This window comes from Porphyromonas circumdentaria (genome assembly GCF_900167105.1).
Classification (GTDB): Bacteria; Bacteroidota; Bacteroidia; order Bacteroidales; family Porphyromonadaceae; genus Porphyromonas; species Porphyromonas circumdentaria.
Genome location: NZ_FUXE01000017.1, coordinates 1 through 22414, shown reverse-complemented (window position 1 = coordinate 22414; position 22414 = coordinate 1). Strand labels below are relative to the sequence as shown.

The following is a 22414-nucleotide window of genomic DNA, read 5'->3' as shown; positions in this document are numbered from 1 at the left end:
CTCTTGGTTGGGATAGGAGTTATTCATCATTTGCAACCCTCTCGGCATCGTTCGGGAGGGTTGTTTTTGTTACCACCGCTTCAAGCGTACCTTGGTAAAGCAATATATCAAGAGCTTCTCCTACGATTATGTCACTTGCCGAGGATATACTTCTGCCTCTTTTACGTATGATGCTATACCCTCTTTTAAGTGTACTTTGGGGGCTTAAGAGCGAATGTACCGCCTCGAAGTGTGCCAACCGTTGCTTTTCCTCAGATACTCTAAAAGGGATAAGGTACCATATCTTGTCGGTAAGGTTGTGGAGGGCAACATGCTGTTGCTCCAAAAGTCGATGCGTGCGGATAGATAGTTGCTGCTCGAGCAACGTGAGTCCATTGTGGTGGTTGGAGAGCATATAGCCCATTTCTCGAAATAGTTTCTGCTCTAAGTGATGTACGTTCAGCTCCTCTCTATGAGTTACCATTTGTACCGCCTTGGGGAGTTTCAAAAGCAGTCGGTCGAGGTAGCGCGCATTCATATCGACCATAATCCCTACAGCCCTGCATAGTTGTTCGGCAAGAGACTCTATCCGATCGCTCTCGCCCCTACGCCTTTGTACCAAAAAGTCGGCTACGGCGGTCGGTGTCTTTTGTGCCAAATGGGCTACCATATCTAACACGCTCTGGTCGCGTTCGTGCCCTATACCCGTAATCACGGGGAGCGGATAGCGTGCCACGGCGGCAGAAAGGGTATATCCATCGAAAGCGACGAGGTCGCTCACCGCACCCCCACCACGAATAATGATAACGCAATCGAACGGAATGCTCGATTGTAAAATGCGTTGCAATGCTTCTATGACCGAGTTTTCTGTATTCTCTCCCTGCATCGTTGCGGGATAGAGTTGCAAGAGAAACGGGTAGTGGTAGCGGTTGTCGGTAATATGACGGCAAAAGTCTCCATATCCTGCTGCAGTAGGAGAACTGATGATGGCAACGTGTCGGATGAGTAGAGGCAGTTGCAACTCTTTTTGTAATGCAAGTAACCCCTCTGCCTTGAGTCGCTTAATGGTCTCCATACGTTTGAGTGCCATACCACCCAATGTATGAGAAGGATCTATGTCTAAAACATCGAGCGAGAACCCATATTGTTCGTGATAGCGGAGTTTTACAAGTAGAAGTACGCTCAATCCGCTTTGAAACTTCTGCCCTGTGCCTTGCTCAAACTTGCCAATAAGTTGAGGGGCTATGGAAGACCAGATAACGGCAGCCGCTTTTGCCTTTATTCGTTGGGAGTTTTCCTCTTTTTCTATAAGATCAAAGTAACAGCTCTGCACAGAGGATGAGCGCATAAGACCGCTAATTTCTCCCTTGACCCAGTACATACCGTTGAAGTAGCGGTCAAAGGCTCTTCGAATAGAACTATTCAATTCAAAGAGAGTAAATATCTTCATCGTGTCGAGCTGTTTAACAATGTTTCTGAAAGCGATAGAGCCAACGCAAGTTTCCTATAATCTTTTCCAAAGTTTTCATAGGTCTAAACTCAAGTTAGCACCTATGGTAACTGGAGTTTGTACAAGTACTAACATCCGATAGGATATATCCTATCGATAGTTTACTGTAATAACCTTGTTTTTAATACTATACATCTTCAGAGAAAAGCCCTAAAGGTACCCCCGTAAAGGGTCTGTTCAAATGTCGGTATGCCAACTCGGTAACCTCGCGCCCTCTGGGAGTTCTCTTGAGGAATCCCTCTTTGATTAAGAACGGTTCATACACCTCTTCTATCGTCCCCGCATCTTCACTCATGGCGGTAGCTATAGTGGTAAGCCCCACAGGGCCTCCCGAAAACTTGTCTATGATCGTAGCCAAAAGTTTGTGGTCTATATTATCCAGTCCGTAACTGTCTATATTAAGTGCCTCCAGGGCATAGGTGGCAATATCCAAATCGATCGCTCCATCGCCTTTGACCTGCGCGAAGTCACGCACGCGACGCAGTAACGCATTCGCAATACGCGGTGTACCTCGGCTGCGGCTTGCTATCTCAAGAGCGGCAGCATCGTTGCAGGGAACGCCCAATATGTTTGCCGAGCGCAAGACGATAGACTTAATTGTCTCAACGTTGTAATACTCCAAGTGCATATTAATCCCGAAGCGTGCTCTCAATGGTGCGGTGAGCAAACCGCTACGTGTAGTAGCTCCGATGAGCGTAAAGGGATTAAGGTCTATCTGGATAGAGCGAGCCCCTGGTCCTTTATCTATCATGATATCAATCCGAAAGTCCTCCATTGCCGAGTAAAGATACTCCTCTACAATGGGGCTAAGACGATGTATCTCGTCGATAAAGAGTACATCTTTGGGCTCTAAAGAGGTGAGCAAACCAGCTAAGTCTCCTGGTTTGTCGAGTACAGGCCCCGAGGTAATTTTAATTCCCACCCCCAGTTCGGCAGCAATAATATTGGAGAGTGTGGTCTTTCCCAAGCCAGGAGGGCCATGTAGCAATACGTGATCCAAGGCTTCGCCTCGCAACGAAGCGGCCTTGACGAATATAGAAAGGTTTTCTACTACCTTTTCCTGTCCGTTGAAAGATCGAAAGCTGACAGGCCGAAGAGCGGCTTCAAACTGCTCCTCGGTTTCGGGCTTAAACGATTCGTTTCTAATGTCGAACTCTTGATTCATTTGCGCACAAAGGTAAAGAGAATATACGTTCCTTATCTCTTTTGCGGGCTCTTTTTGTATGATATAGCACTTTGCCGAGGAAAAGGAGCACCTAAGTAGTCGAGAGGATACCTCTATTTCCCGTGGAGTTGATAGAAAAAGAGATTCTTAATTAAAAGAATTATTACTCTGATTCGTTAGTTATCGTACAAAGTATATACTTTTGCGGAGTAATTGCGGTTTCTAAACTCTAACCGAGTCCCTTACATGGGCACTGTTTGGGAGTAATTTTGTCTCTCTTTTGTAAGAGACAGGTTTGTTTTACGACCTTTATGCAACAAATATGGAATGTGAAGAGACCGATAAGTACCAATAACACCAAATGAAGAGATTACTTGATTTTATTGTCAGCTTATTAGGACTTATCCTCCTCTCTCCTGTATTTCTAATCGTATCCCTATGGATAAAGCTCGATAGCAAGGGAACGGTATTCTTTCGCCAAGCACGTGTCGGACGTCACAACAAAGACTTTATCCTCTATAAGTTTCGTTCCATGGGATGTCAAGATTGGGGGAAAGACCAGTTGATTACTGTAGGAGATGATGACCCTCGTATTACCAGAGCGGGTTATGTGTTACGTCGGCTTAAGTTGGATGAGTTGCCTCAGTTGATTAATGTGTTGAAAGGCGATATGAGCCTCGTAGGTCCTCGTCCTTTGGTACGCCAGCAAGTGGAGCTCTATCCAGATCTTTATGCGCCTATCCTCTCGGTGCGCCCTGGTATTACAAGCAATGCTTCAATTTATTTCAGAGATGAAAATGCTCTGTTAGGCAAGGCGGAAGACCCAGAAGCCTACTTTCGAGACGTCGTTATGCCCAAGAAAATAGAACTAAATCTACAGTACGTACAGAACAGAAGTATGTGGGGAGATATTAAACTGCTCTTCAAGACGGTTTTTTTGAGTTTCTTCAGAAAGTGATCTCTTGAAGGAAAACTTCTCTCTTCCTCTTTTTTTATCTGTTATCTATGACCTTCGATAGAGTTGCTCTATTCCGAAGGTTTTTTCTTTAATAAGAGGAACCCTTTGCAAAGACTCCAATAGAAAAAAGTAACTTTACCCCTACCAAAATCCTGTATAGCATGAGTACAACGAAGAGCGCACAAACAGCCCCAAATAGCCCCCTCAATCGGGAAACAAAGCAAAGCAACAGCCATTGGGAACAATGGGCTAAGCAATCGGCTATACAAAACATAGAAAAAAGCAAAGAGCCAGCCCTGCTCTGCCGAGGTATACAAGGCTCTGCCATAGCAGCCCTTGCTTCCGCTCTCTATAAAGGAAGTACATGGGGAGAACTGCCATTGCCCTCACAACCTCTCTTGATAGTAGCTTTTGACGAGGAAGCAGCTGGTTATCTCTACGGAGATTTGGTACAATTAATCGGTAAAGAAGAGGTCTTTTTCTATCCCTCTTCGTTTCGCAGACATATAAAGTATGGCCATGTAGATGCAGGCTACGAAGTGCTCCGAGCAGAGCTCATTACTGCTCTCAGCAATGGGTCAATGCCTCTTGTAGTAACCTATCCGATGGCTTTGGCGGAAGCTATCCCCAACAAGGAAGAGCTTGAGGAGCGAATACTGCACTATGCAGTAGGTGAGAAGTGCCATCTCTCCCAGTTAAGAGAGTGGCTCTTAGAAGAGGGCTTTACCCTTACAGACTACGTGTACGAACCAGGCGAAGTAGCCTTTAGAGGAAGTATCGTAGATATTTACTCCTACAACAGCGACTTTCCCTACCGATTAGATTTTTTCGACGATGAGATCGAAAGCATCCGAACCTTTGACCCCTCGACACAGCTTTCCAAAAAGAAAGTAGAGGAGGTCAGTATCGTTTCGAAACTCTCTTTCATAGATTCAGAGCATAAGAACTCGCTCTTCTCACTTCTTCCTGCTACGTATCGCATCGTTTTTGCCGATTATGACCACACGATAGACACCCTCGAACAACTTGACAAAACCGAGGCTATAGTGATCGAGGGAGGGGAGGGATTTGATGCTACCAGCGACATGAAAGCCCATTTGCTTTCGTGTGATCAGTTGGTGCAAGAGATGGGCTCACTCTCTTCGCTACATTTGCACTCCTCACATCGCTTATCCTCCCTACCCGAGGTTCCTTTCCAAACTACAGCTCAGCCACTGTTCCATAAGAATTTTGATTTACTCATAGAGGGCTTACAGCGTTATAGAGACGAGGGCTATACGGTATACTTTCTTTCCGAGGGGGTTAATCAGTCAGAGCGTTTGCAAGAGATATTGTCCGATTTGGGGCGAGAAGATTTATTCCCCCTGCAGCTTCCTATCACACTTCACGAGGGGTTCGAAGACCACACCACACATCAGGTTTTCCTCACCGACCATCAACTCTTTGAGCGTTATCACAAGTATCAACTCAAAAGTGATAAGGTACGCTTGGGAAAGGTCTCCCTTACCATTAAGGACTTGAACAGCTTCAATCCTGGAGATTATATAGTCCACTACGATCATGGTATAGGACAGTTTGCTGGTTTGATAACTATGATGCGAGAGGGGAAGGAGGAGGAAGTACTCAAAATCGTGTACCGTAATAACGATTATATTCTTGTCAGCCTGCACAATCTCAGGAAACTCTCGAAGTATCGTGCCAAAGATGATGGCAAACCCCAATTGAGCCAACTCGGTAGTGGAGCATGGCTACGCATCAAAGAGAAGACCAAGAAGAAGATAAAGGATATAGCCCGAGAACTTATCGTACTCTACGCCGCACGTAAAGAAGCAGAGGGTTTTGCTTTCTCTCCCGATAGCTACCTGCAAAAAGAGTTAGAGGCCTCTTTTATTTATGAGGAAACGCCCGACCAGTTAAAAGCAGTCGAAGCCGTGAAACATGATATGGAGCAGGCAAGACCTATGGACCGTTTGCTCTGTGGAGATGTAGGCTTTGGAAAAACGGAAGTAGCCATAAGAGCTGCTTTTAAAGCTGTGTGCGACAGTAAACAGGTGGCCGTACTGGTGCCTACTACTCTGCTTGCCTACCAACACTACTGTACTTTTAGCGAGCGGCTCAAAGACTTCCCCGTACGGATTGCCTACTTTTCTCGTGCAAGGAGTGCTAAAGAGACAAAAAAACTACTGGAGGAATTGGCCGAGGGGAAGATCGATATCATCATCGGTACGCATCGCATAGTGGGGAAGAATGTGCAGTTCAAAGATTTAGGCCTACTCATCGTAGACGAAGAACAGAAGTTTGGCGTTAAAGTCAAGGAGGCTTTAAGGCAACTGCAGGTTAATGTCGATACGCTCTCCATGAGTGCCACGCCAATTCCTCGTACCCTTCAATTCTCCCTCATGGGTACAAGAGACCTGAGCAATATACTTACCCCTCCGCCCAACAGATATCCCATACAAACAGAGATAATCGATTTTAATGCGGAGATTATAGCCGAGGCAATAAACTTCGAGCTAAGTCGCAAAGGACAGGTATACTATGTGCATAATCGCATAGAGGATATTGAAGATATCGCCGCTATGATTCGTCGCAATGTGCCTAAATGCCGTGTTGCCGTAGGACATGGACGGATGCAACCTTCCGATTTAGAAGAAATTATACTCGACTTTGCTCGTCAAGAGTACGACGTGTTGGTCGCTACCACTATCATAGAAAACGGTATAGATATACCCAATGCCAATACGATTATTATAGATAGAGCGCATCACTACGGACTTAGTAGTCTGCATCAGCTAAGAGGGCGCGTGGGACGCTCCTCTCGAAAAGCCTTTTGTTACCTTATTGCACCGCCTCTTTCCCTACTGAATGATACTTCTCAGAGACGCTTGCGGGCAATAGAGGGCTACTCCGACTTGGGTAGTGGCTTACGTATCGCTATGCAGGATTTAGACATTCGGGGAGCTGGTAATATATTTGGAAGCGAGCAGAGTGGCTTCATCGCCGACATGGGTATAGATGCCTACCACAAAGTATTTGACGAAGCCGTAAGAGAAGTAAAGAGAGAGGAGTTTTCTAACCTCTTTGCCGAGGAGAAAGAGGCTTTGGAAGAGCCCTTAGACACTGTTTTTGAGAGCGATTTAGCCCTCTCCTTTCCGCCCGAATACATACCTCAAGATGCCGAGCGTATTACACTGTACAGAGAGTTGGATAGTCTCACTTCCGAAGAGGATATAGAGAACTTCTGCTTGCGACTGAAGGATCGATTCGGGGCAATACCCAAAGAGGGAGAGGAACTCATACGCGTACCCTCATTGCGCTCTTGGGGACGAAAATTGGGACTTATAAAAATAACGCTCCGCAAGGAGGGTATGAATCTTTTCCTGCCCGAAGACCCTGCCAGTGCCTACTATCAATCCGATCTTTTCTCTCGCCTTTTGGTTTACATAACTCGTAATACCAAGACGTGTCTTATAGAGCAGGGCAAGAAAGGACAGAGGGTGGCACGCATTCAGAAAGTCCCTACTGTGTCGAGAGGGGTAGAGGTGTTGAAAGAAATCCTTAGTACTCCCACGGAATACTAACATTAAACGCAGGCACGCTCTCAAGGTAGCTCTCTAAAGCCTCTAAGCAAACTCTCTTCCTTTAGGCTCTAACACCTCTCTTTGAGGGGGAGGGGAGTTGTCTAAACTTATCGTATTGAATTCTCTGCCTTGCGTTTTTCTTCTTTCGAGAGAGGTGCTACCTCCGTTATGCACGATGGCATAGTCTCATTTTTCGATCCTATACCGCTGCTCTTGCTTTTGAGAAACCATTCGTGTGGTATTGTATAGTTGTGTTGCTTCCCTTTAGAAAGTGAATTTGATAGGTAAAAAAGTTACTTTCTTTAGGAGTATTTTTTTATTTGCAGATTGCATATATATATTTCCAAGTTGCGTATATGTATATTAAGATTGCGTATATGTATATTCAATCCTAATATAGAAAACAGCACACCACAAAAGAGGAAAATTAGTGTGATATAAGCATTAAAAGAGTAGCTACAGAGAAAAAAGTCCGCCCTGTTGAAGTTGCCATTTTCCCTCTCTTCGCTCCAACACAAAAAAAAGGAATCCAGAACTTGCACTCATTTTTCAGACACTGCCAGTCGACGATCTTATCGCACAGAAAGAAAAGCTTCTCTCCTCTCGTCCTTTTAAGGTTGTGCGATAAACTGTATCTTTGTCTACATAAATTAGTATAGTATCGCTATCTATGGAACATCCTTTTTTTCTCTACAACACCCTCAGCAGAAGCAAGGAACAGTTTATCCCGATTGCAGCACCCCATGTAGGGCTTTACGTATGTGGCCCCACCGTCTATGGCGATGCTCATTTGGGACATGCTCGACCTGCCATCACGTTTGATATACTCTTTCGCTATCTTACGCATCTCGGTTATAAAGTGCGCTACGTACGCAACATTACCGACGTGGGGCACTTAGAGTCCGATGCCGATGAAGGAGAAGACAAAGTGGCTAAGAAGGCTCGTTTGGAACAACTGGAACCGATGGAGGTCGTTCAGTACTATCTGACCCGTTACCGCCATGCTATGGAGGCACTCAACGTATTGCCTCCGAGTATAGAACCTATGGCAAGCGGACACATCATTGAGCAGATTAAACTCGTAGAAGAGATTCTTGAAGCAGGTTACGCTTATGAAAGCAAAGGGTCGGTATACTTCGATGTAGAGAAATTCAATAGGGATTTTGGCTACGGTATCCTAAGCGGACGCAATATAGAAGATATGATAGCCAACACCCGCATCTTAGATGGGCAGGATGAGAAGCGTAACCCGCTCGACTTTGCCCTCTGGAAATGCGCCAAACCCGAGCATCTTATGCATTGGCCAGCTCCGTGGAGCGAAGGCTTCCCAGGGTGGCACTGCGAGTGTACCGCTATGGGAAGAAAGTATTTGGGCGAGAGCTTCGATATACACGGAGGGGGTATGGATTTGGTTTTCCCCCATCATGAGTGCGAAATAGCCCAAGCTACTGCTGCTCAAGGGCACCAAATGGTGCGCTATTGGATGCACAATAACATGATTACCATCGAAGGTAAAAAGATGGGCAAGAGTTTGGGGAACTTCATTACCCTTGATCAGTTCTTCTCGGGAGAGCACGACAAACTGGAACAGCCCTACTCTCCCATGACCATCCGCTTCTTTATATTGGGGGCGCATTACAGAGGGACGGTAGACTTTAGCAATGAGGCTTTACAAGCTGCCAACAAGGGTTTGATGCGTCTTTTGGATGCCAATGATCAACTCGATAAGCTCACGACAAATGGTAAAAGCAGTTGCGATGTAGCTTCGATAGCAACTCAATGCACCGAAGCTATGAACGACGACCTCAATACGCCTATCGTTATCGCCACCCTCTTCGATGCTGCAAAGCTCATCAATCGCCTCCGCAGTGGCGAGGAGCAAATCTCTCAAGAAGATTTAGAGGAGCTGAAGCGCATCTACCGCCTCTATCTCTTCGACATTTTAGGTATGAAAGACGAGCGCGTGTCGGGTAACTCTGGCACAGAAGCCTATAAGGGAGCGGTTAATTTACTCCTCGACATCCGTCAAACAGCTAAGAACCAAAAGGATTGGGCTACTTCGGACAAAATCCGAGACGCCCTCACCGAATTGGGCTTTACCATTAAAGATACCAAAGAGGGTGCCGAGTGGCAACTCAACGAATAACGTTCCCTCTGGATGCTACTATGCCTATTCCACCTCGATACTCGATAATCGTACCCGTCTACAACCGCCCTGAAGAGGTCGAAGAGCTTCTGCAGAGCCTCGCGGTACAGACGCTGAAAACATTTGAGGTTATTATCGTGGAGGATGGTTCTTCCCGTCCCTGTCTTACAGAGGTAGAGCGTTATCAAGGGCAGCTCTCCATACAATACCACGCTACACCCAACGGCGGACCCTCAAAGGCTCGCAATATAGGGAGCCAATGGGCAGAGGGGGAGTATATTGTCCTCTTAGATTCCGACATAATCTTACCGCCACAGTACATCGCTTCTATAGAGCAGGCACTCAATAGCTATCGAGACAAAGGGGCTCCTTTAGATGCTTTCGGTGGACCCGATGCAGCCCATGCCGACTTTACCACCGTGCAGAAAGCGATAAACTACTCGATGACCTCTTTCCTTACAACTGGGGGCATACGAGGGGGGAAAAAACGAATTAGCCATTACTACCCCCGAAGTTTCAATTTGGGTTGTCGTACAGCACTGTATAGAGAGATGGGAGGCTTTGACCCCTCTATGCGTTACGGCGAAGATCTCGATTTCAGTATGCGTTTACACCAAAGGGGGGCACATGTACAACTTATTCCCGAGGCTTTTGTCTACCATAAAAGGCGTAGCACTTTCCTACAGTTTTTCCGCCAAGTATTCAAGTTCGGGGGGGCTCGTGTAGCTCTAAGTCGTCGCCATCCTCACTCTTTACGCCCTATTCATCTACTGCCCTCTGTGGCAACCCTCTTCCTTATCCTCTTTTTTGTAGGGGGGGTATGTACATTTTGGTCATGGTTTCCTATCGGGGGCTTGGCTTTTCTCTTCTTTTTCGACGCTCTTGTGCGCACCCGCAGTATAAAAGTAGCTGGGTATGCGGTTATAGCCTCCTTTACTCAGATCTTTGGGTATGGATTGGGACTTATAAGAGCTCTTTTCGATCGTAAAACATAGTATCTAATAAAGCCCGAGTATTTTCTCATGAAGACAGACACAATGAACTCGAACGCTCTACTACAACGCCTTAAGGTTTTATGGCCCTATGCGGTTATCATCGTCCTATTTGGCATCATAGCCACGACCTATTTCATGCCTGCAACATGGGAGGGAAGAGTGCTCTTCCAACAAGATGTAGCGGGGGCTTCGGGCAACGGGCAGGACGTGCGAGACTATGAGGCAGCTACGGGCGAACATTCCTACTGGACCAACAGTCTCTTTGGAGGGATGCCGATGTATCAAATATCGCCCTCTTACCCCTCTACCGAGGCTCTGTCTAAGGCAGAAAAGGTCTATACCCTCCGTTGGCCACTACGACTTATGGGAGAGTCTCCGTGGTTGCTCTTCGCTATGATGATAGGCTTCTTCCTACTTTTGAAGTCTTTACAGGTACGGAATATCCCCGCAACTATCGGGGCTCTTATGTGGACTTTCTCCAGTTACTTCATTATCCTCATAGCTGCTGGGCATATATGGAAGCTCACGGCACTTGCCTTTATCCCTCCTACTTTAGCAGGGCTTATATGGATTTACCGCAAGAGATGGTTGCAGGGAGCTTTTGTACTGGCTTTTTTTACCGCTTTACAGCTACTGGCTAACCACGTACAGATGACCTATTACTTCCTTTTCGTAATGGGGGCTATGGTGATAGGGTGGTTCATCGAAGCCATTCGCACTCATCATATAAGTGACTTCTTGCGTTCAACGGGTGTGGCTCTTATAGCGGGCCTTATCGGGATTGCTATAAATTCGTCCAATTTGTACCATACCTACCGCTATGCCCAAGAGACCATGCGAGGCGGCAGCGAATTGACATTGGATGCAGAAGATGCCTCCCTCGCCCAACGGGCAGAGAAGGCGCAATCGGGACTCGACAAAGAGTACATTACTCAGTGGAGCTATGGAGTGGGGGAAACATGGAGCTTGCTCGTACCGAATATAAGGGGCGGAGCTTCGGTGCCTTTGGGGGCTAATCCGAAACAGATAGAAGACGTAGCTCCGATGTACCAACAGACAATAGCTGGGATCCCATCCTATTGGGGCGAACAACCTTTTACGTCAGGACCTGTCTATGTAGGGGCCTTCGTTTGTGTCCTTTTCTTACTCGGTTGTTTTCTGGTGCGAGGGCCTATTAAGTGGGTTATGATAGCTATGACCCTCCTATCCATACTACTTTCATGGGGTAAGAATTTTATGCCTCTGACAAATCTTTTCATCGATTACTTCCCACTGTACAATAACTTCCGAGCAGTCTCCTCTATTCTGGTGATTGCCGAGCTGACCATTCCACTTTTAGCAATCTTAGGTTTGGTAGAGGTGATGAAGCAACCCAGCATTCTTAAAGAAAAGAAATGGGCTACGATTACAGCCGTAGGCATACCTACAGTAGTGCTTTTACTCTTTATAGCAGTGCCCGATTTATTCTTTAGTTTCCTCTCTTCAATGGAGCAGGAGCAGTTGGGACAGCTTATACTCTCCAACCCCGAATACATAGGGTTGCGTGATGCGCTTGTGGGAGTACGTCGCAGTATGCTCCGTAGCGATGCACTTCATGCTCTCATCGTAATACTCCTTTCGTCTGGAATTGTTTGGCTCTACACCAAGGGAAAAGTAAAACAGGTACCCGTACTGATACTATTAGGGGTTATTACGCTAGTAGACTTGTGGTTGGTAGATAAACGCTATCTATACGACGCAATGTATCAAAGACCTGCACAGGTAGCCGCAATGGCAGCACCACAAACCGAGGCAGACCGTACTATTCTTCAAGATAAGACCTTGGGGTATCGTGTTTGGAATATGTCCGTCAATTCGTTTAATGATGCGACAACAAGCCGTTGGCATAGAAGTGTGGGCGGTTATCATGCTGCCAAACTCCAGCGTTATCAAGACCTCATTACTCATCAGTTGCTCAAAGGCAATGAAGAGGTAGTAAATATGCTCAATACGCGCTATATCATCCAGCCCGACCCCGAGACAGGAATGCCAAAAGCCTTCTTTAATGATCGAGCTTATGGCCCTGCATGGTTTGCCCAAAGTATAAAGGTCGTTTCCGATGCCAATAGCGAGATGAAGGCACTCAATACAGAAGACCTTCGCACCACGGCAATCGTCGATGCCCGTTTTGTAGATGATAATCTCAAAAGGCTCGCTCCTCTTTCCGACAGCACTGCAAATGTTACCCTCATTAAGCACACACCCAACGAGGTAGAGTACCTTACTTCGGTAGGACAAGATGCCTTGCTGGTTTGCTCAGAAATATACTATCCCGAGGGATGGATAGCTACCGTAAATGGCAAAGAAGTACCTATCATACGCGTAAACTATACGCTAAGAGGAGTTATCGTACCTGCGGGCACACATTCCTTGCGCTTAACATTTGCCCCTACTTCGATTGCCACTACCGAAAGAATTGCTTTCGGTGCACTCATACTCTTGCTCTTACTGCTTTTGGGGGCTATCTACTCCTCTTGCAAAAAATATCTGACAACAAAAACTATTAAATAACAACGCTTAGTATGTCCCAACAATTTTTGCGCACATCTTCATTGTGTCTGGCAACTGCACTTATGGTTGCCTCTTGTACGCCTAAACTTAAGCCCCTTTCAGAGCAAAACTTTACAACGCAACCTCGCCCCTTGGAACTAATGGGAGAGCAGATACCAACTACCATCTCTGTGAGCATACCCTCTAAATGGATGCACAAGAAAGCCAAAGTCTCTTTCCTACCCGTTCTTCGCTATGCTGGAGGGGAAACTTGGGGGGTAACGGAAACAATTCAAGGAGAGAAAGTTTTGGACAATTACCGCTCTGTAAACTACGCTCAAGGGAGTATTATACGTATGAATACCTACTTTGATTACTCCGATCCTCGTCTGATGGAAAGTGATCTTTATATGACCTTTAACGCCACTATCAATGGTAAAGGGGTCAATTTGCCCGAGATAAAAATAGGAGAAGGCACGCTCGCTACACAAACTTTGGCCGATCTTTCGGGTGCTACTCCTATTATTGCGCCCGATGCTTTCCAGAGGATTATTAAGGAACGCTTCGATGCCGATATTCACTTCCTCATACAGCAAGCCAACATCCGCTCACAGGAATGGAAAAAAGAGGACGTACAGGAGTGGAGAGAGTTAGTGGAGAATGCTCAGCAGGCACCGAACCAACGTGTTTCTGTAGAAGTACAGGCGTACGCTTCGCCCGATGGGGGAGTAGCTTTGAATGAGAGACTTTCTGCCCAAAGAGAGCGCAATACAACAGCTGCTCTCGATAAGGAGTGGAAAAAAGGGGTAGAGATAAGTGCTCACTATACAGCACAAGACTGGGAGGGATTTCGCTCGTTTGTAGAGCGTAGTTCTATCCAAGACAAGGAACTCATCTTACGAGTACTCTCTATGTACAGTGATCCCGAAGAGCGTGAGCAGGAGATACGCAACATCAGCGTTGTATATGATCAACTTGCCAAAGAGATATTGCCGCTGCTACGTCGTTCTCGTCTTACGGCCAACATAGAGACCATTGGCAAGAGTGACGAAGAGTTGAGCCGTTTGGCACGTACAGCTCCCGAAACACTCACCGTAGAAGAACTTCTCTATGCTGTAACCCTCGAGAACAATATAGCTACACAAGAGAAACTCTACCTACAAGCCTCTCAGCTCCATCCTAAGGATGCTCGCGCTTACAACAATATAGGCTCTCTCTACTTGCAAAAGGGAGATATGAGCAAAGCTGTCGAGTGGTACGAACGCGCTCGTGCGATACAAGACCTACCCGAAACTCGTCTGAACCTCGCTTTGGTTGCGCTCGAAAAGGGCGATTTGAAGAGTGCCGAGGAGCTTATCGGCACATCGATTGCTTCCTCTACAAAGGGAAGTAATGAAGTTCTTGGTCTACTCTACCTCAAACAAGGCAAGTATGAGCAAGCACTTGCTACTTATGCGGATACCAAGAGTAATAATGCAGCCGTGGCACAACTCCTCAACAGAAACTACAAGCAAGCCCTCGAGACTCTCGAAAGTATCGAACGTACCAACGCTACGACTGACTATTTGAAAGCAATCGTAAGCAACCGTATGGGCGATAAGCAAGCTACTTTGAACTATTTGCGCGAAGCTTTGCGTCGCAATCCAGACTTCGTAACACGCTTACGTATCGATAAGGAGTTCCGTAATCTCTCGCAAGAGGCTGCATTCCAAACGTTGCTGCTATGAAAATAACTCAACCCTATACTCTGTTGGTCGTAGACCCTCAGGTAGATTTCGTTAGTGGCTCTTTGGCAGTACCTCACGCAGGAAGAGCTATGGAGCTACTAACGGAGTGGGGAAACCGTCATATCGAAGAAATGGAAGCCCTCGTGATAACCTCCGACCAACACACATGGGATCACTGTAGCTTTCAAGCAAATGGCGGACTATGGCCCCCACACTGCATTCGTTATACCGAGGGGGCGGCCTTGACACCAGAGGTACTACCGCTTGTAAAGAGTGTGGTAGAGCGCAAAATCCCTTACAAGATGGTCGAGAAAGCGACGACCTCCGAGCGAGATGCTTACAGTGCCTTTGAGAGTGAGGTTCCAGAGTTACTCCGCAGTGCTACGCATATCGTAGTAGCTGGCATTGCAGGAGATTACTGTGTTCTACAGACGGTGCGAGATTTGCTCAAATTAGGTTTGGGCAGTAAACTATACCTTTTGGAAGAGGGTATCGCCAGCATTGACGATGGGAGTACCCTTCGTAACTTTATTGCACAAGAGGGAGTGCATTTACTTCGATAACTCCCCCCGATATAGGTAGGGGGAGCTGCTCCCTTTCCATGCATAAGAGAGAAGTTGAATCCTCTTACATCATACACAGTAAATAGATACGAAATCTAACATAGAGCATACCCCGATGAAGAAAAAAAATACAGAATCCCAACCCGTTACTCGCAAGAAAAAAAGCCGTTTTATCCGTAAATGGAACTATTTTTTTAATCGATTTTTCTTCTTTGTAACGAAAGATATGTGGCATATCAGGGAGCATGAGGTAAAAGGCATCCATCGCATATACCTCAATGCCCTCAAATCGATCTATATGGCCATTAAGGGTTTCGTGGCAGAGAACCTAACCCAAAAAGCATCGGCACTTACCTATAGTACGGTGCTCTCTATTGTTCCTCTTCTTGCGGTTCTGCTCGGTATTGCCAAAGGCTTTGGCATCCAAGATATTTTCTTTAAGACGCTACTCGACTACTTCCCCTCTCATCGGGAAGAATTGAACCATTCGTTCGACTTTGTAGACAACTACTTAGATCAGGTACGTAGTGGCATATTCCTCGGGTTCGGGTTGATTTTGCTTTGTTATACTGTATTCAATCTACTCTCTACCATAGAGGGTGCCTTTAATGAGATTTGGGAAAAGCCTCAGAGCCGCCCGCTCAAAGCGAAGATTATGAGCTACTTTGCGATGCTCTTCCTGTTGCCTATCATCATAACGGTATCTTCGGGATTGACCCTTGCCATGAGCACCATAAAAAATAGCTTCGTCAAAGATTATGTGATTATAGGTCCAATTGCCGAGCTGATACTGCACCTCATACCTTTTATACTTATCGTATTTACATTTGTAGGTATGTTTATGGCGATGCCCAACGTTAAGGTGCGCTTCTTCCCAGCCTTGCTGTCTGGGATATTGGCGGGGGTTGCTTTCCAAACCTTCCAGATGATGTATATCAATGGAATGATGTGGATCTCGAAATACAACTCTATATATGGTAGTTTCGCCGCATTTCCTCTCTTATTGTTGTGGATACAGCTAACGTGGGTCATTATACTCTTTTGTGCTAAGCTCTGCTATGCGATACAGAATGTGGACAAGTTTTACTACGAAAAGGAGGCGACTCTTGTGTCGAGAAGATACAACGATTTTCTTACCATACTCGTAGCAGGTCACATTGTTCACCGTTTTATAGACATCTCTAATCTAACGCCTCACACGGCAGAGAGTATTGCCGATACCTGCAAGATACCCATCCGACTTACCATGATTATCATAAGAGAACTCATCGAATTGGGTATTATCATCGAGGTTAACTATCCCGAAGATTTGAAAACAGGCTACTACTATCCTGCCATAGACCCAGATAAAATAACAGTCGGATTCATCATACGGCTGTTGGATGCTAAAGGAAGTGAAAATTTCAAAGTAGACCGTCAGCGATTTGCTACCGAATGGGAGCTTATTCTTGCCACGCGTAGCGGACTGAAAGATACTACGGCAGAAACGTTACTTAAAGACTTACCTCTCGGGAACTAACCGCCTGCACGGCATCGCCCGCGTCTCGGTGCTCTAAAGGGGCAATAAACAACTCGCTGCCTCCTCTCAAGTAAGGGAACAGCGAGTTGTTTTTTTTTTTGGGGGGGGGGGGGAGGGGAGGAGGAGAGAGATTCTAACGATTTATTTTCTTAGAGCCTCTTTACAAAGAAACAGATTACTCGTTTTTTATAAAGTCTATCTTAAGAGTTTTAGGATTGTAACAGTGGAACGCCCCTTCCTCAATCTCCCGAAGAGAAGCAATACCTTTGAGGGCAACGACTTCTTTTATTGGACTTGTGAGATTATGTATTTCTAACTTAATTCTCATTTTAATCTGAGCGATCTCCTTTTTATCCTTTGATGCAATATGGAGTATTCCCTCCATTTCCAGATCCCTCATCCAAGGCTGTTGGGCTACTATTTTGTCTTCTATTGCCTCATAAGGCCTGCTTATGGGTGCGTTACCCCAAAGAAGGTGCACTTCGTTATCGGATTTTGGCGAAGGGGAAGAGGAAGGATTAACGTTTACAAAAAATAGTTGATGGTCACTTTCTCTCTCAAAATAGAAGTAGGCTTCACTCAGATTGAGCACTTCTGGAGTTCCATTTATTAACCGTAAAGCAATGTCTTGTGGTCCGCTATCTTTGTTAAACTTCTGTTTACAAGAAAGGAGAAGCAAAAGTCCAAAAACGCAAAGTGCGAGAATACTAATCTTTTTCATAATGTGTTGTTTTTTATCTTCGTGTGTTATCTGTCAAAACTGCTAGGATAAACATGAGTCATTTCTATACCATATTTATACTCGTTATTTGTATTTCCATCTCTAAAAGCATTCATTCTGATAGCTTCAGAGTCGTGGGGATTGAAAACATTACTTCTAAAGTAGCCATTGTAATACATAGGTCCCCAACCCCAGTTTATATGAACCATTTCTGTTTCTTTGTTTTCTTTATCCCTAAGTTTGGCATAACCATCAACAACCCAAGCATGCCCCCCATCAGGCCAACTCCAGCTATGAAATATAAAATATCTTTCAGAACGAGCTCCATGCATATATGTCAATTTGTTTTCTAATAGCCCACTACGAACTTGATTTACTGTGTATTCATACATTCCTGTATTCGCTATAAAGCCATTTCGAGTCATTAGTTTTAGTGCTCTAGAGGAATTAGTCGAGGTCTTATATTTAGCATAGTGGGCTCCTGAATTTAATCCAATCCACCAAAGAACCTCATTTAGATCTGTCCTCGTTTCTTCGGGAGAGTCGCTCCCCATTTCACCTCCATTTCTGTAGCTTTCTTCTTCAATTTTTGCCCAATTAATTAATCTGTTTTTTATTGGCCAAGTAATCGTTTTGTAGTAAGTCAGAATTTGTGCGAGTGCCACTGGGACACAACCCGCTACATCGGCTGGTCTATAAGGATAAAAGTAGGCTCCTTTTTGTCTGAGCGCAGTCTTTAACTTCGGCTCAATTAACTCAACCACTTTATACCCTCTATTGACAAAGATTTGATGTTTTTTTTGTTTTTCATAATTGAGCATTATATCAACAATAGATTGGTCTATTACCCCCCACAGAACAGAATCGATTGTCAAACGCTGCTCCCGTTTAGGCTCGAAGTTTCCCGCATCAACAATCGCAATAGGAGTCTCGACATCGCCCTTTGTCATTATAACAAATCCTTTATCATCTTGGAAGTTCACAACACAAACATCCACATTGGGTTTGTCTGAATCTTCACTTCTAAAATTCAGAGTTTCTATTAATGATACATCCTTAACCTTCACAGGCTGTCCTTGTCTCATCTTGGAGGAGTAGAGTTCTGTATAAAGTTGAAGGGCATTTTCCTCAATGGAGGTGTCTACATTCTTTTGATTTTCAAAAGAAGCTGTTGGATCTTTTTTCGCACATGAAAATACGCTTACCATGCTCAGTAGCGCGAACATCTTTAAGAATAATTTGAATGCCATAATTTAAATATATTTTTATTACTTTATCTCGCAAAGATATACTATAAAAGAGAATTAACCAAACATAAGCACAAAGCTCAGGGGGGGGGAGCAGATTCCAGTATCAAGTGCAACGATGTTGCATATATATATTAAGAGTTCTATAGGGGCTTGAAAGTTTAGTTTTTTTCTGAGCCTGTCGTTTAACAGGCTCTGTATTGTTTTGATTTGCAGTTTCAATATTTCGGAAAAGGTGCGAAGAAGAGAGTTCCATGATAATACGTCCGAGCGCGTAGTGACTTGCTTTGAAACGATGCGAAGCAAATGCAAACGCTTCTTCCTCTTCTTGGGGTAGAATGGGCGAATTCGTCATCTTAATAAACTTTATTCACAGCAAGAGGTCATGCCACAGTCTGTATCGGGCGAGTCCATCTCTATAGTAGCGTGTTGCACACCACAGGAACGGATAACTTCACGCACACGTTCCTTAAGTGCCAAAATCTCTTCGGCTGTCGTACACTGCGTGGTATTATAAACCACGTGAATGGTAAGTACATGCAGCTCTCCGTCCACGCTCCAAAGATGCAAGTCGTGCATCGAAAGCACCTCGGGCAACGCCGCAACACGCTCTTCTATATCGTGCAGAGAGATATCGGAGGGCACACCCTGGAGCAGTACCTTAAATGTACCTAAGAGGGTGCGCACTACATTGAAGAGTACCCAACAAGAGATAGCTATCGAGAGGATAGGATCCAAGATAGGTACATTTACAAAGTTCATCACGATACTCACCACAAGTACTGCTACCCAGCCCAATACATCCTCCAAAAGATGTAGCATAACAGCCCTTTCATTAAAGCTACTTCCTTTACTAATCCGTAAGGCTGCCACCCCGTTTACAACAACCCCTACAATAGCTATGACAAGCATCCATCCTGCTTTAGGCTCTCCTGGATTGGAGAGCCTCTGTAAAGCTGCCGAGATAACGAATATAGACCCGACCAAAAGAATGGTAGAGATAAAAAGCGCGCCCAATAGGGAGAAGCGTTTGTAGCCGTAACTAAATTTGGCATCTCTCCCTTTGCTGCTCAATCGCTGTAAGTACCAAGCTACTCCGAGCGATAGCGCATCGCCAAAATCGTGTAGAGCATCAGAGAGGATAGCAATACTCTGGGTAAAAAATCCGCCAATGAGTTCAAAAAGAGCAAAAGAGAGATTGAGCCAAAAGGCCATTTTGATATTCCCCTCTGCTCCGTGATGATGGTGCCCTAAGATATGGCTATGCCCATGGTGGTGGTGCCCGTGAGCATCGTGTTCATGTGTGTAGTCGTGCTGGTGGTGATGCTCGTGTGTGTCATGCTCATGGGTATGGCTTTGATGGTGATGATGCCCATTTGTGTCATGCTCATGGGTATGGCTTTGATGGTGATGATGCCCGTTTGTGTCATGCTCATGGGTATGGCTACAAGAATCAATGTGTTTGTGTTCTTCTGTATGTCTCATAGCTTTTCTTATTATACTATTTGTAAAGGGCTAATATACAATAACTGTCGAAACGCTCCTTTGCTTTACTCACTTCTGGGTATTCTTACAGGTCAATCCCATAGCGGTTGCTTTTTCTTGTAGATATTGATAGGCGGCTTCGTATTCATTGGGAATAACGCCATCGAGTATGGCATTTTTTATGGATTCTTTGAGAGTACCTACAATGCGTGATGGCGGGAGGGAGAATAGCTCCATGATTTCCTCGCCCGAGATAGGGGGTTGGAAGTTGCGGATGCGGTCTTTCTCCTCGATTTCTTTCAGCTTTCGACGCACCGTAACATAGTTGTCGAGATAACGCTTCACACGTTGCGGATTTTTGCTCGTGATATCCGCCTCTACCAGTAGCATCAAATCGTCTATATCGTCACCAGCCTCGAAGAGCAACCTGCGTACGGCAGAGTCGCTAACCCCCTCATCTACCAGCGTAGAGGGGCGCATATGGAGATCTACCATCTTGGCAACATACTTCATGTTATGGTCCATCGGCAGTTTGAGACGTTTGAATAGACGAGGTACCATCTTTGCCCCCACGATATTATGATTGTGAAAAGTCCATCCCAGTTTCTTGTCGAAACGTTTGGTCACGGGTTTGGCAATGTCGTGCAGCAGAGCCGCCCAGCGCAAGTATAACTTATCGCTTTTCATCGCCAGATTATCAACTACTCGATAGGTGTGCGTAAGGTTGTCTTTGTGTCCTATACCATCTTTTGTTTCTGCTCCCTTTAGGGCAAGTAGTTCTGGGAGAATGATTTTCATAAGTCCCGTTTGCTCCAGCAGTTCAAGTCCTATCGAGGGACGAGGCGATGCCATGATTTTATTTAGCTCTATCATGATACGCTCCGCAGAAACGATAGAAATGCGCTCTATATTATGTTCGATAGCTTCGAAAGTCTCTTCGTGCAGAAAGAAGCCCAACTGTGTAGCAAAGCGGATAGCACGTAGCATACGCAAAGGGTCGTCGCTGAAAGTAATATTGGGGTCTAACGGGGTGCGCAGCAAACAGTCTTCGAGGTCTTCCAGACCATAGAAGGGATCGACCAATTCGCCATAACGCTCTTTATTCAGGCAAAGGGCCATGGCGTTGATGGTAAAGTCTCTTCGCTCTTGATCTTCCTCTAAAGTACCATCTTCGACGATAGGTTTACGGCTATCCTTGCGGTAGCTCTCCTTTCGTGCCCCGACAAACTCGATCTCTTTCCCTCCCTTTTTTACTTGAGCAGTACCGAAGTTCGCAAAAACAGAGAGGTGTGCTCCTCTGCCCCACTTCTTAGCAAAAGCGCGTGCCAGATCGATGCCTCGCCCTACGGAGACTACATCTATATCGTAAGAGGGGCGTTGGAGTAGAAGATCTCGTACATAGCCTCCTACCACGTAGGCTTCGACCCCCAATTCGTCGGCAGCCTCGCCAATCATGTGAAAGAGGGGAGTATCAATGGCTTTTGCTAAGCTTTTTTCATCGAACATATTTTAGAGAGAACAAATTAGATATAGTAAGGGACAAAGGTAGAGTTTTCCTACAGAATCTATTCCTGTAACCTTGGTGAGAGTTGCGCAGAAACCTACAAAAAGTTTCCTCCTGTGCCAACTTTCATTTCTACCTATGCAAACTTGAGTTTAGACCTGAGGAAACTTGAGTTTACACAGAACCTTTTACGGAGAGGGTCTAAGGCTCTTCGTCATCCTCTGCGATAAAAAGGGTTTCAACCTACTTTACTCCATAAAAAAACTCCCCCATCTAAAGCAAGATAGGAGAGCCAAACCCGAGAGCGGAAAACGAGACTCGAACTCGCGACCCTAACCTTGGCAAGGTTATGCTCTACCAACTGAGCTATTTCCGCAGGTATATTTTCAAAATCCGACTGCAAAGGTAGTAAATAATTTGATATAATCAATAGCGAGGTGCAACAAATTAAACGTGCAGATTCCAGAGTCAAGTGCAACGTTGTTGCAAATATACGTCAAGGGCTTTTATAGGAGATTGAAAGTTTAGCTTTTTTCTGGGTCTGTTGTTTAGCAGGCTTTGTATTGTTTTGATTTGTAGTTTCGATATTTCGGAGAAAGAGGTTCCTTTCGGTATATATTGTCTTATTAGTTTGTTTAGATGTTCTATGTGTGGTTTGTCGGTTGAGCAATAGGGTTTTGCAAAGAAAACGGGAATTTTGAGTGCCCTTTCGATGGAAGAAAAAGCCATAAACTCGGCACCATTGTCCGTTGTGATGGAATGTAGCAATCCCATTCTCTTGAAAT

Annotated in this window: 16 protein-coding genes and 1 tRNA gene; 8 read left to right on the top strand and 9 right to left on the bottom strand. The window is 45.3% G+C overall.

The features are described 5' to 3' along the window. Positions 1-19: 19 nt before the first annotated feature. Complete coding sequence (gene xseA / locus B5D06_RS07470; RefSeq protein ID WP_078737382.1) at positions 20-1429, bottom strand: exodeoxyribonuclease VII large subunit; 1410 nt, start codon at positions 1427-1429, stop codon at positions 20-22. Positions 1430-1616: 187 nt separating this feature from the next. Beyond that, positions 1617-2654, bottom strand: coding sequence for a Holliday junction branch migration DNA helicase RuvB (gene ruvB, locus B5D06_RS07465; RefSeq protein WP_078737381.1), 1038 nt, complete (start codon positions 2652-2654; stop codon positions 1617-1619). A gap of 361 nt (positions 2655-3015) precedes the next feature. Between ruvB and B5D06_RS07460 the strand changes: the two genes are divergently transcribed. The 8 genes from B5D06_RS07460 to B5D06_RS07425 all read left to right on the top strand — a co-directional run bounded on the left by B5D06_RS07460 (position 3016) and on the right by B5D06_RS07425 (position 16672). Beyond that, entirely contained in the window at positions 3016-3612 is a 597-nt protein-coding gene (locus tag B5D06_RS07460) for a sugar transferase (RefSeq protein ID WP_078737380.1), read from the top strand. Between the two features lie 161 nt (positions 3613-3773). After that, positions 3774-7193, top strand: a complete 3420-nt coding sequence (gene mfd / locus B5D06_RS07455) for a transcription-repair coupling factor (protein ID WP_078737379.1) — start codon at positions 3774-3776, stop codon at positions 7191-7193. 670 nt (positions 7194-7863) lie between these two features. Further along, positions 7864-9339, top strand: coding sequence for a cysteine--tRNA ligase (gene cysS, locus B5D06_RS07450; protein ID WP_078737378.1), 1476 nt, complete (start codon positions 7864-7866; stop codon positions 9337-9339). A 20-nt stretch (positions 9340-9359) separates the two neighbouring features. After that, positions 9360-10334: a glycosyltransferase family 2 protein gene (locus B5D06_RS07445; RefSeq protein WP_078737377.1), complete on the top strand. Its 975-nt coding sequence runs from the start codon at positions 9360-9362 to the stop codon at positions 10332-10334. Between the two features lie 42 nt (positions 10335-10376). Then, the gene (locus B5D06_RS07440) at positions 10377-12884 is read left to right on the top strand and encodes a YfhO family protein (RefSeq protein WP_234989575.1); all 2508 of its coding nucleotides are present in this window, start codon (positions 10377-10379) and stop codon (positions 12882-12884) included. Positions 12885-12895: 11 nt separating this feature from the next. Further along, complete coding sequence (locus B5D06_RS07435) at positions 12896-14590, top strand: tetratricopeptide repeat protein (protein WP_078737375.1); 1695 nt, start codon at positions 12896-12898, stop codon at positions 14588-14590. Next, positions 14587-15153, top strand: a complete 567-nt coding sequence (locus B5D06_RS07430) for an isochorismatase family protein (RefSeq protein WP_078737374.1) — start codon at positions 14587-14589, stop codon at positions 15151-15153. The genes B5D06_RS07435 and B5D06_RS07430 overlap by 4 nt, the downstream gene beginning before the upstream one ends. 115 nt (positions 15154-15268) lie before the next feature. After that, a complete protein-coding gene (locus B5D06_RS07425; protein ID WP_078737373.1) occupies positions 15269-16672 on the top strand; it encodes a YihY/virulence factor BrkB family protein in 1404 nt (467 codons plus the stop codon). Between the two features lie 175 nt (positions 16673-16847). On the opposite strand, the gene B5D06_RS07420 is transcribed toward B5D06_RS07425, so the two are convergent. The 7 genes from B5D06_RS07420 to B5D06_RS07390 all read right to left on the bottom strand — a co-directional run. Continuing rightward, on the bottom strand, positions 16848-17393 hold the full coding sequence (locus B5D06_RS07420; RefSeq protein ID WP_078737372.1) for a hypothetical protein: 546 nt from the start codon (positions 17391-17393) through the stop codon (positions 16848-16850). 26 nt (positions 17394-17419) lie between these two features. Further along, entirely contained in the window at positions 17420-18643 is a 1224-nt protein-coding gene (locus tag B5D06_RS07415) for a C10 family peptidase (protein WP_078737371.1), read from the bottom strand. Positions 18644-18746: 103 nt separating this feature from the next. Further along, entirely contained in the window at positions 18747-18995 is a 249-nt protein-coding gene (locus tag B5D06_RS07410; protein WP_078737370.1) for a hypothetical protein, read from the bottom strand. An 11-nt stretch (positions 18996-19006) separates the two neighbouring features. Beyond that, the gene (locus tag B5D06_RS07405) at positions 19007-20125 is read right to left on the bottom strand and encodes a cation diffusion facilitator family transporter (RefSeq protein WP_078737369.1); all 1119 of its coding nucleotides are present in this window, start codon (positions 20123-20125) and stop codon (positions 19007-19009) included. A 69-nt stretch (positions 20126-20194) separates the two neighbouring features. Continuing rightward, the gene (locus B5D06_RS07400) at positions 20195-21631 is read right to left on the bottom strand and encodes a CCA tRNA nucleotidyltransferase (RefSeq protein ID WP_078737368.1); all 1437 of its coding nucleotides are present in this window, start codon (positions 21629-21631) and stop codon (positions 20195-20197) included. 301 nt (positions 21632-21932) lie between these two features. Continuing rightward, positions 21933-22005: transfer RNA gene (locus tag B5D06_RS07395), tRNA-Gly, on the bottom strand. 92 nt (positions 22006-22097) lie between these two features. After that, positions 22098-22414: IS30 family transposase (locus B5D06_RS07390; protein ID WP_234989574.1), on the bottom strand; the 317-nt coding region annotated here is incomplete at its 5' end.

Bases quoted from the DNA above. Each gene is read 5' to 3' on its own strand.
- xseA (WP_078737382.1), bottom strand. From the start codon at position 1,429: ATGAAGATATTTACTCTCTTTGAATTGAATAGTTCTATTCGAAGAGCC.
- ruvB (WP_078737381.1), bottom strand. From the start codon at position 2,654: ATGAATCAAGAGTTCGACATTAGAAACGAATCGTTTAAGCCCGAAACC.
- B5D06_RS07460 (WP_078737380.1), top strand. From the start codon at position 3,016: ATGAAGAGATTACTTGATTTTATTGTCAGCTTATTAGGACTTATCCTC.
- mfd (WP_078737379.1), top strand. From the start codon at position 3,774: ATGAGTACAACGAAGAGCGCACAAACAGCCCCAAATAGCCCCCTCAAT.
- cysS (WP_078737378.1), top strand. From the start codon at position 7,864: ATGGAACATCCTTTTTTTCTCTACAACACCCTCAGCAGAAGCAAGGAA.
- B5D06_RS07445 (WP_078737377.1), top strand. From the start codon at position 9,360: ATGCCTATTCCACCTCGATACTCGATAATCGTACCCGTCTACAACCGC.
- B5D06_RS07440 (WP_234989575.1), top strand. From the start codon at position 10,377: ATGAACTCGAACGCTCTACTACAACGCCTTAAGGTTTTATGGCCCTAT.
- B5D06_RS07435 (WP_078737375.1), top strand. From the start codon at position 12,896: ATGTCCCAACAATTTTTGCGCACATCTTCATTGTGTCTGGCAACTGCA.
- B5D06_RS07430 (WP_078737374.1), top strand. From the start codon at position 14,587: ATGAAAATAACTCAACCCTATACTCTGTTGGTCGTAGACCCTCAGGTA.
- B5D06_RS07425 (WP_078737373.1), top strand. From the start codon at position 15,269: ATGAAGAAAAAAAATACAGAATCCCAACCCGTTACTCGCAAGAAAAAA.
- B5D06_RS07420 (WP_078737372.1), bottom strand. From the start codon at position 17,393: ATGAAAAAGATTAGTATTCTCGCACTTTGCGTTTTTGGACTTTTGCTT.
- B5D06_RS07415 (WP_078737371.1), bottom strand. From the start codon at position 18,643: ATGGCATTCAAATTATTCTTAAAGATGTTCGCGCTACTGAGCATGGTA.
- B5D06_RS07410 (WP_078737370.1), bottom strand. From the start codon at position 18,995: ATGACGAATTCGCCCATTCTACCCCAAGAAGAGGAAGAAGCGTTTGCA.
- B5D06_RS07405 (WP_078737369.1), bottom strand. From the start codon at position 20,125: ATGAGACATACAGAAGAACACAAACACATTGATTCTTGTAGCCATACC.
- B5D06_RS07400 (WP_078737368.1), bottom strand. From the start codon at position 21,631: ATGTTCGATGAAAAAAGCTTAGCAAAAGCCATTGATACTCCCCTCTTT.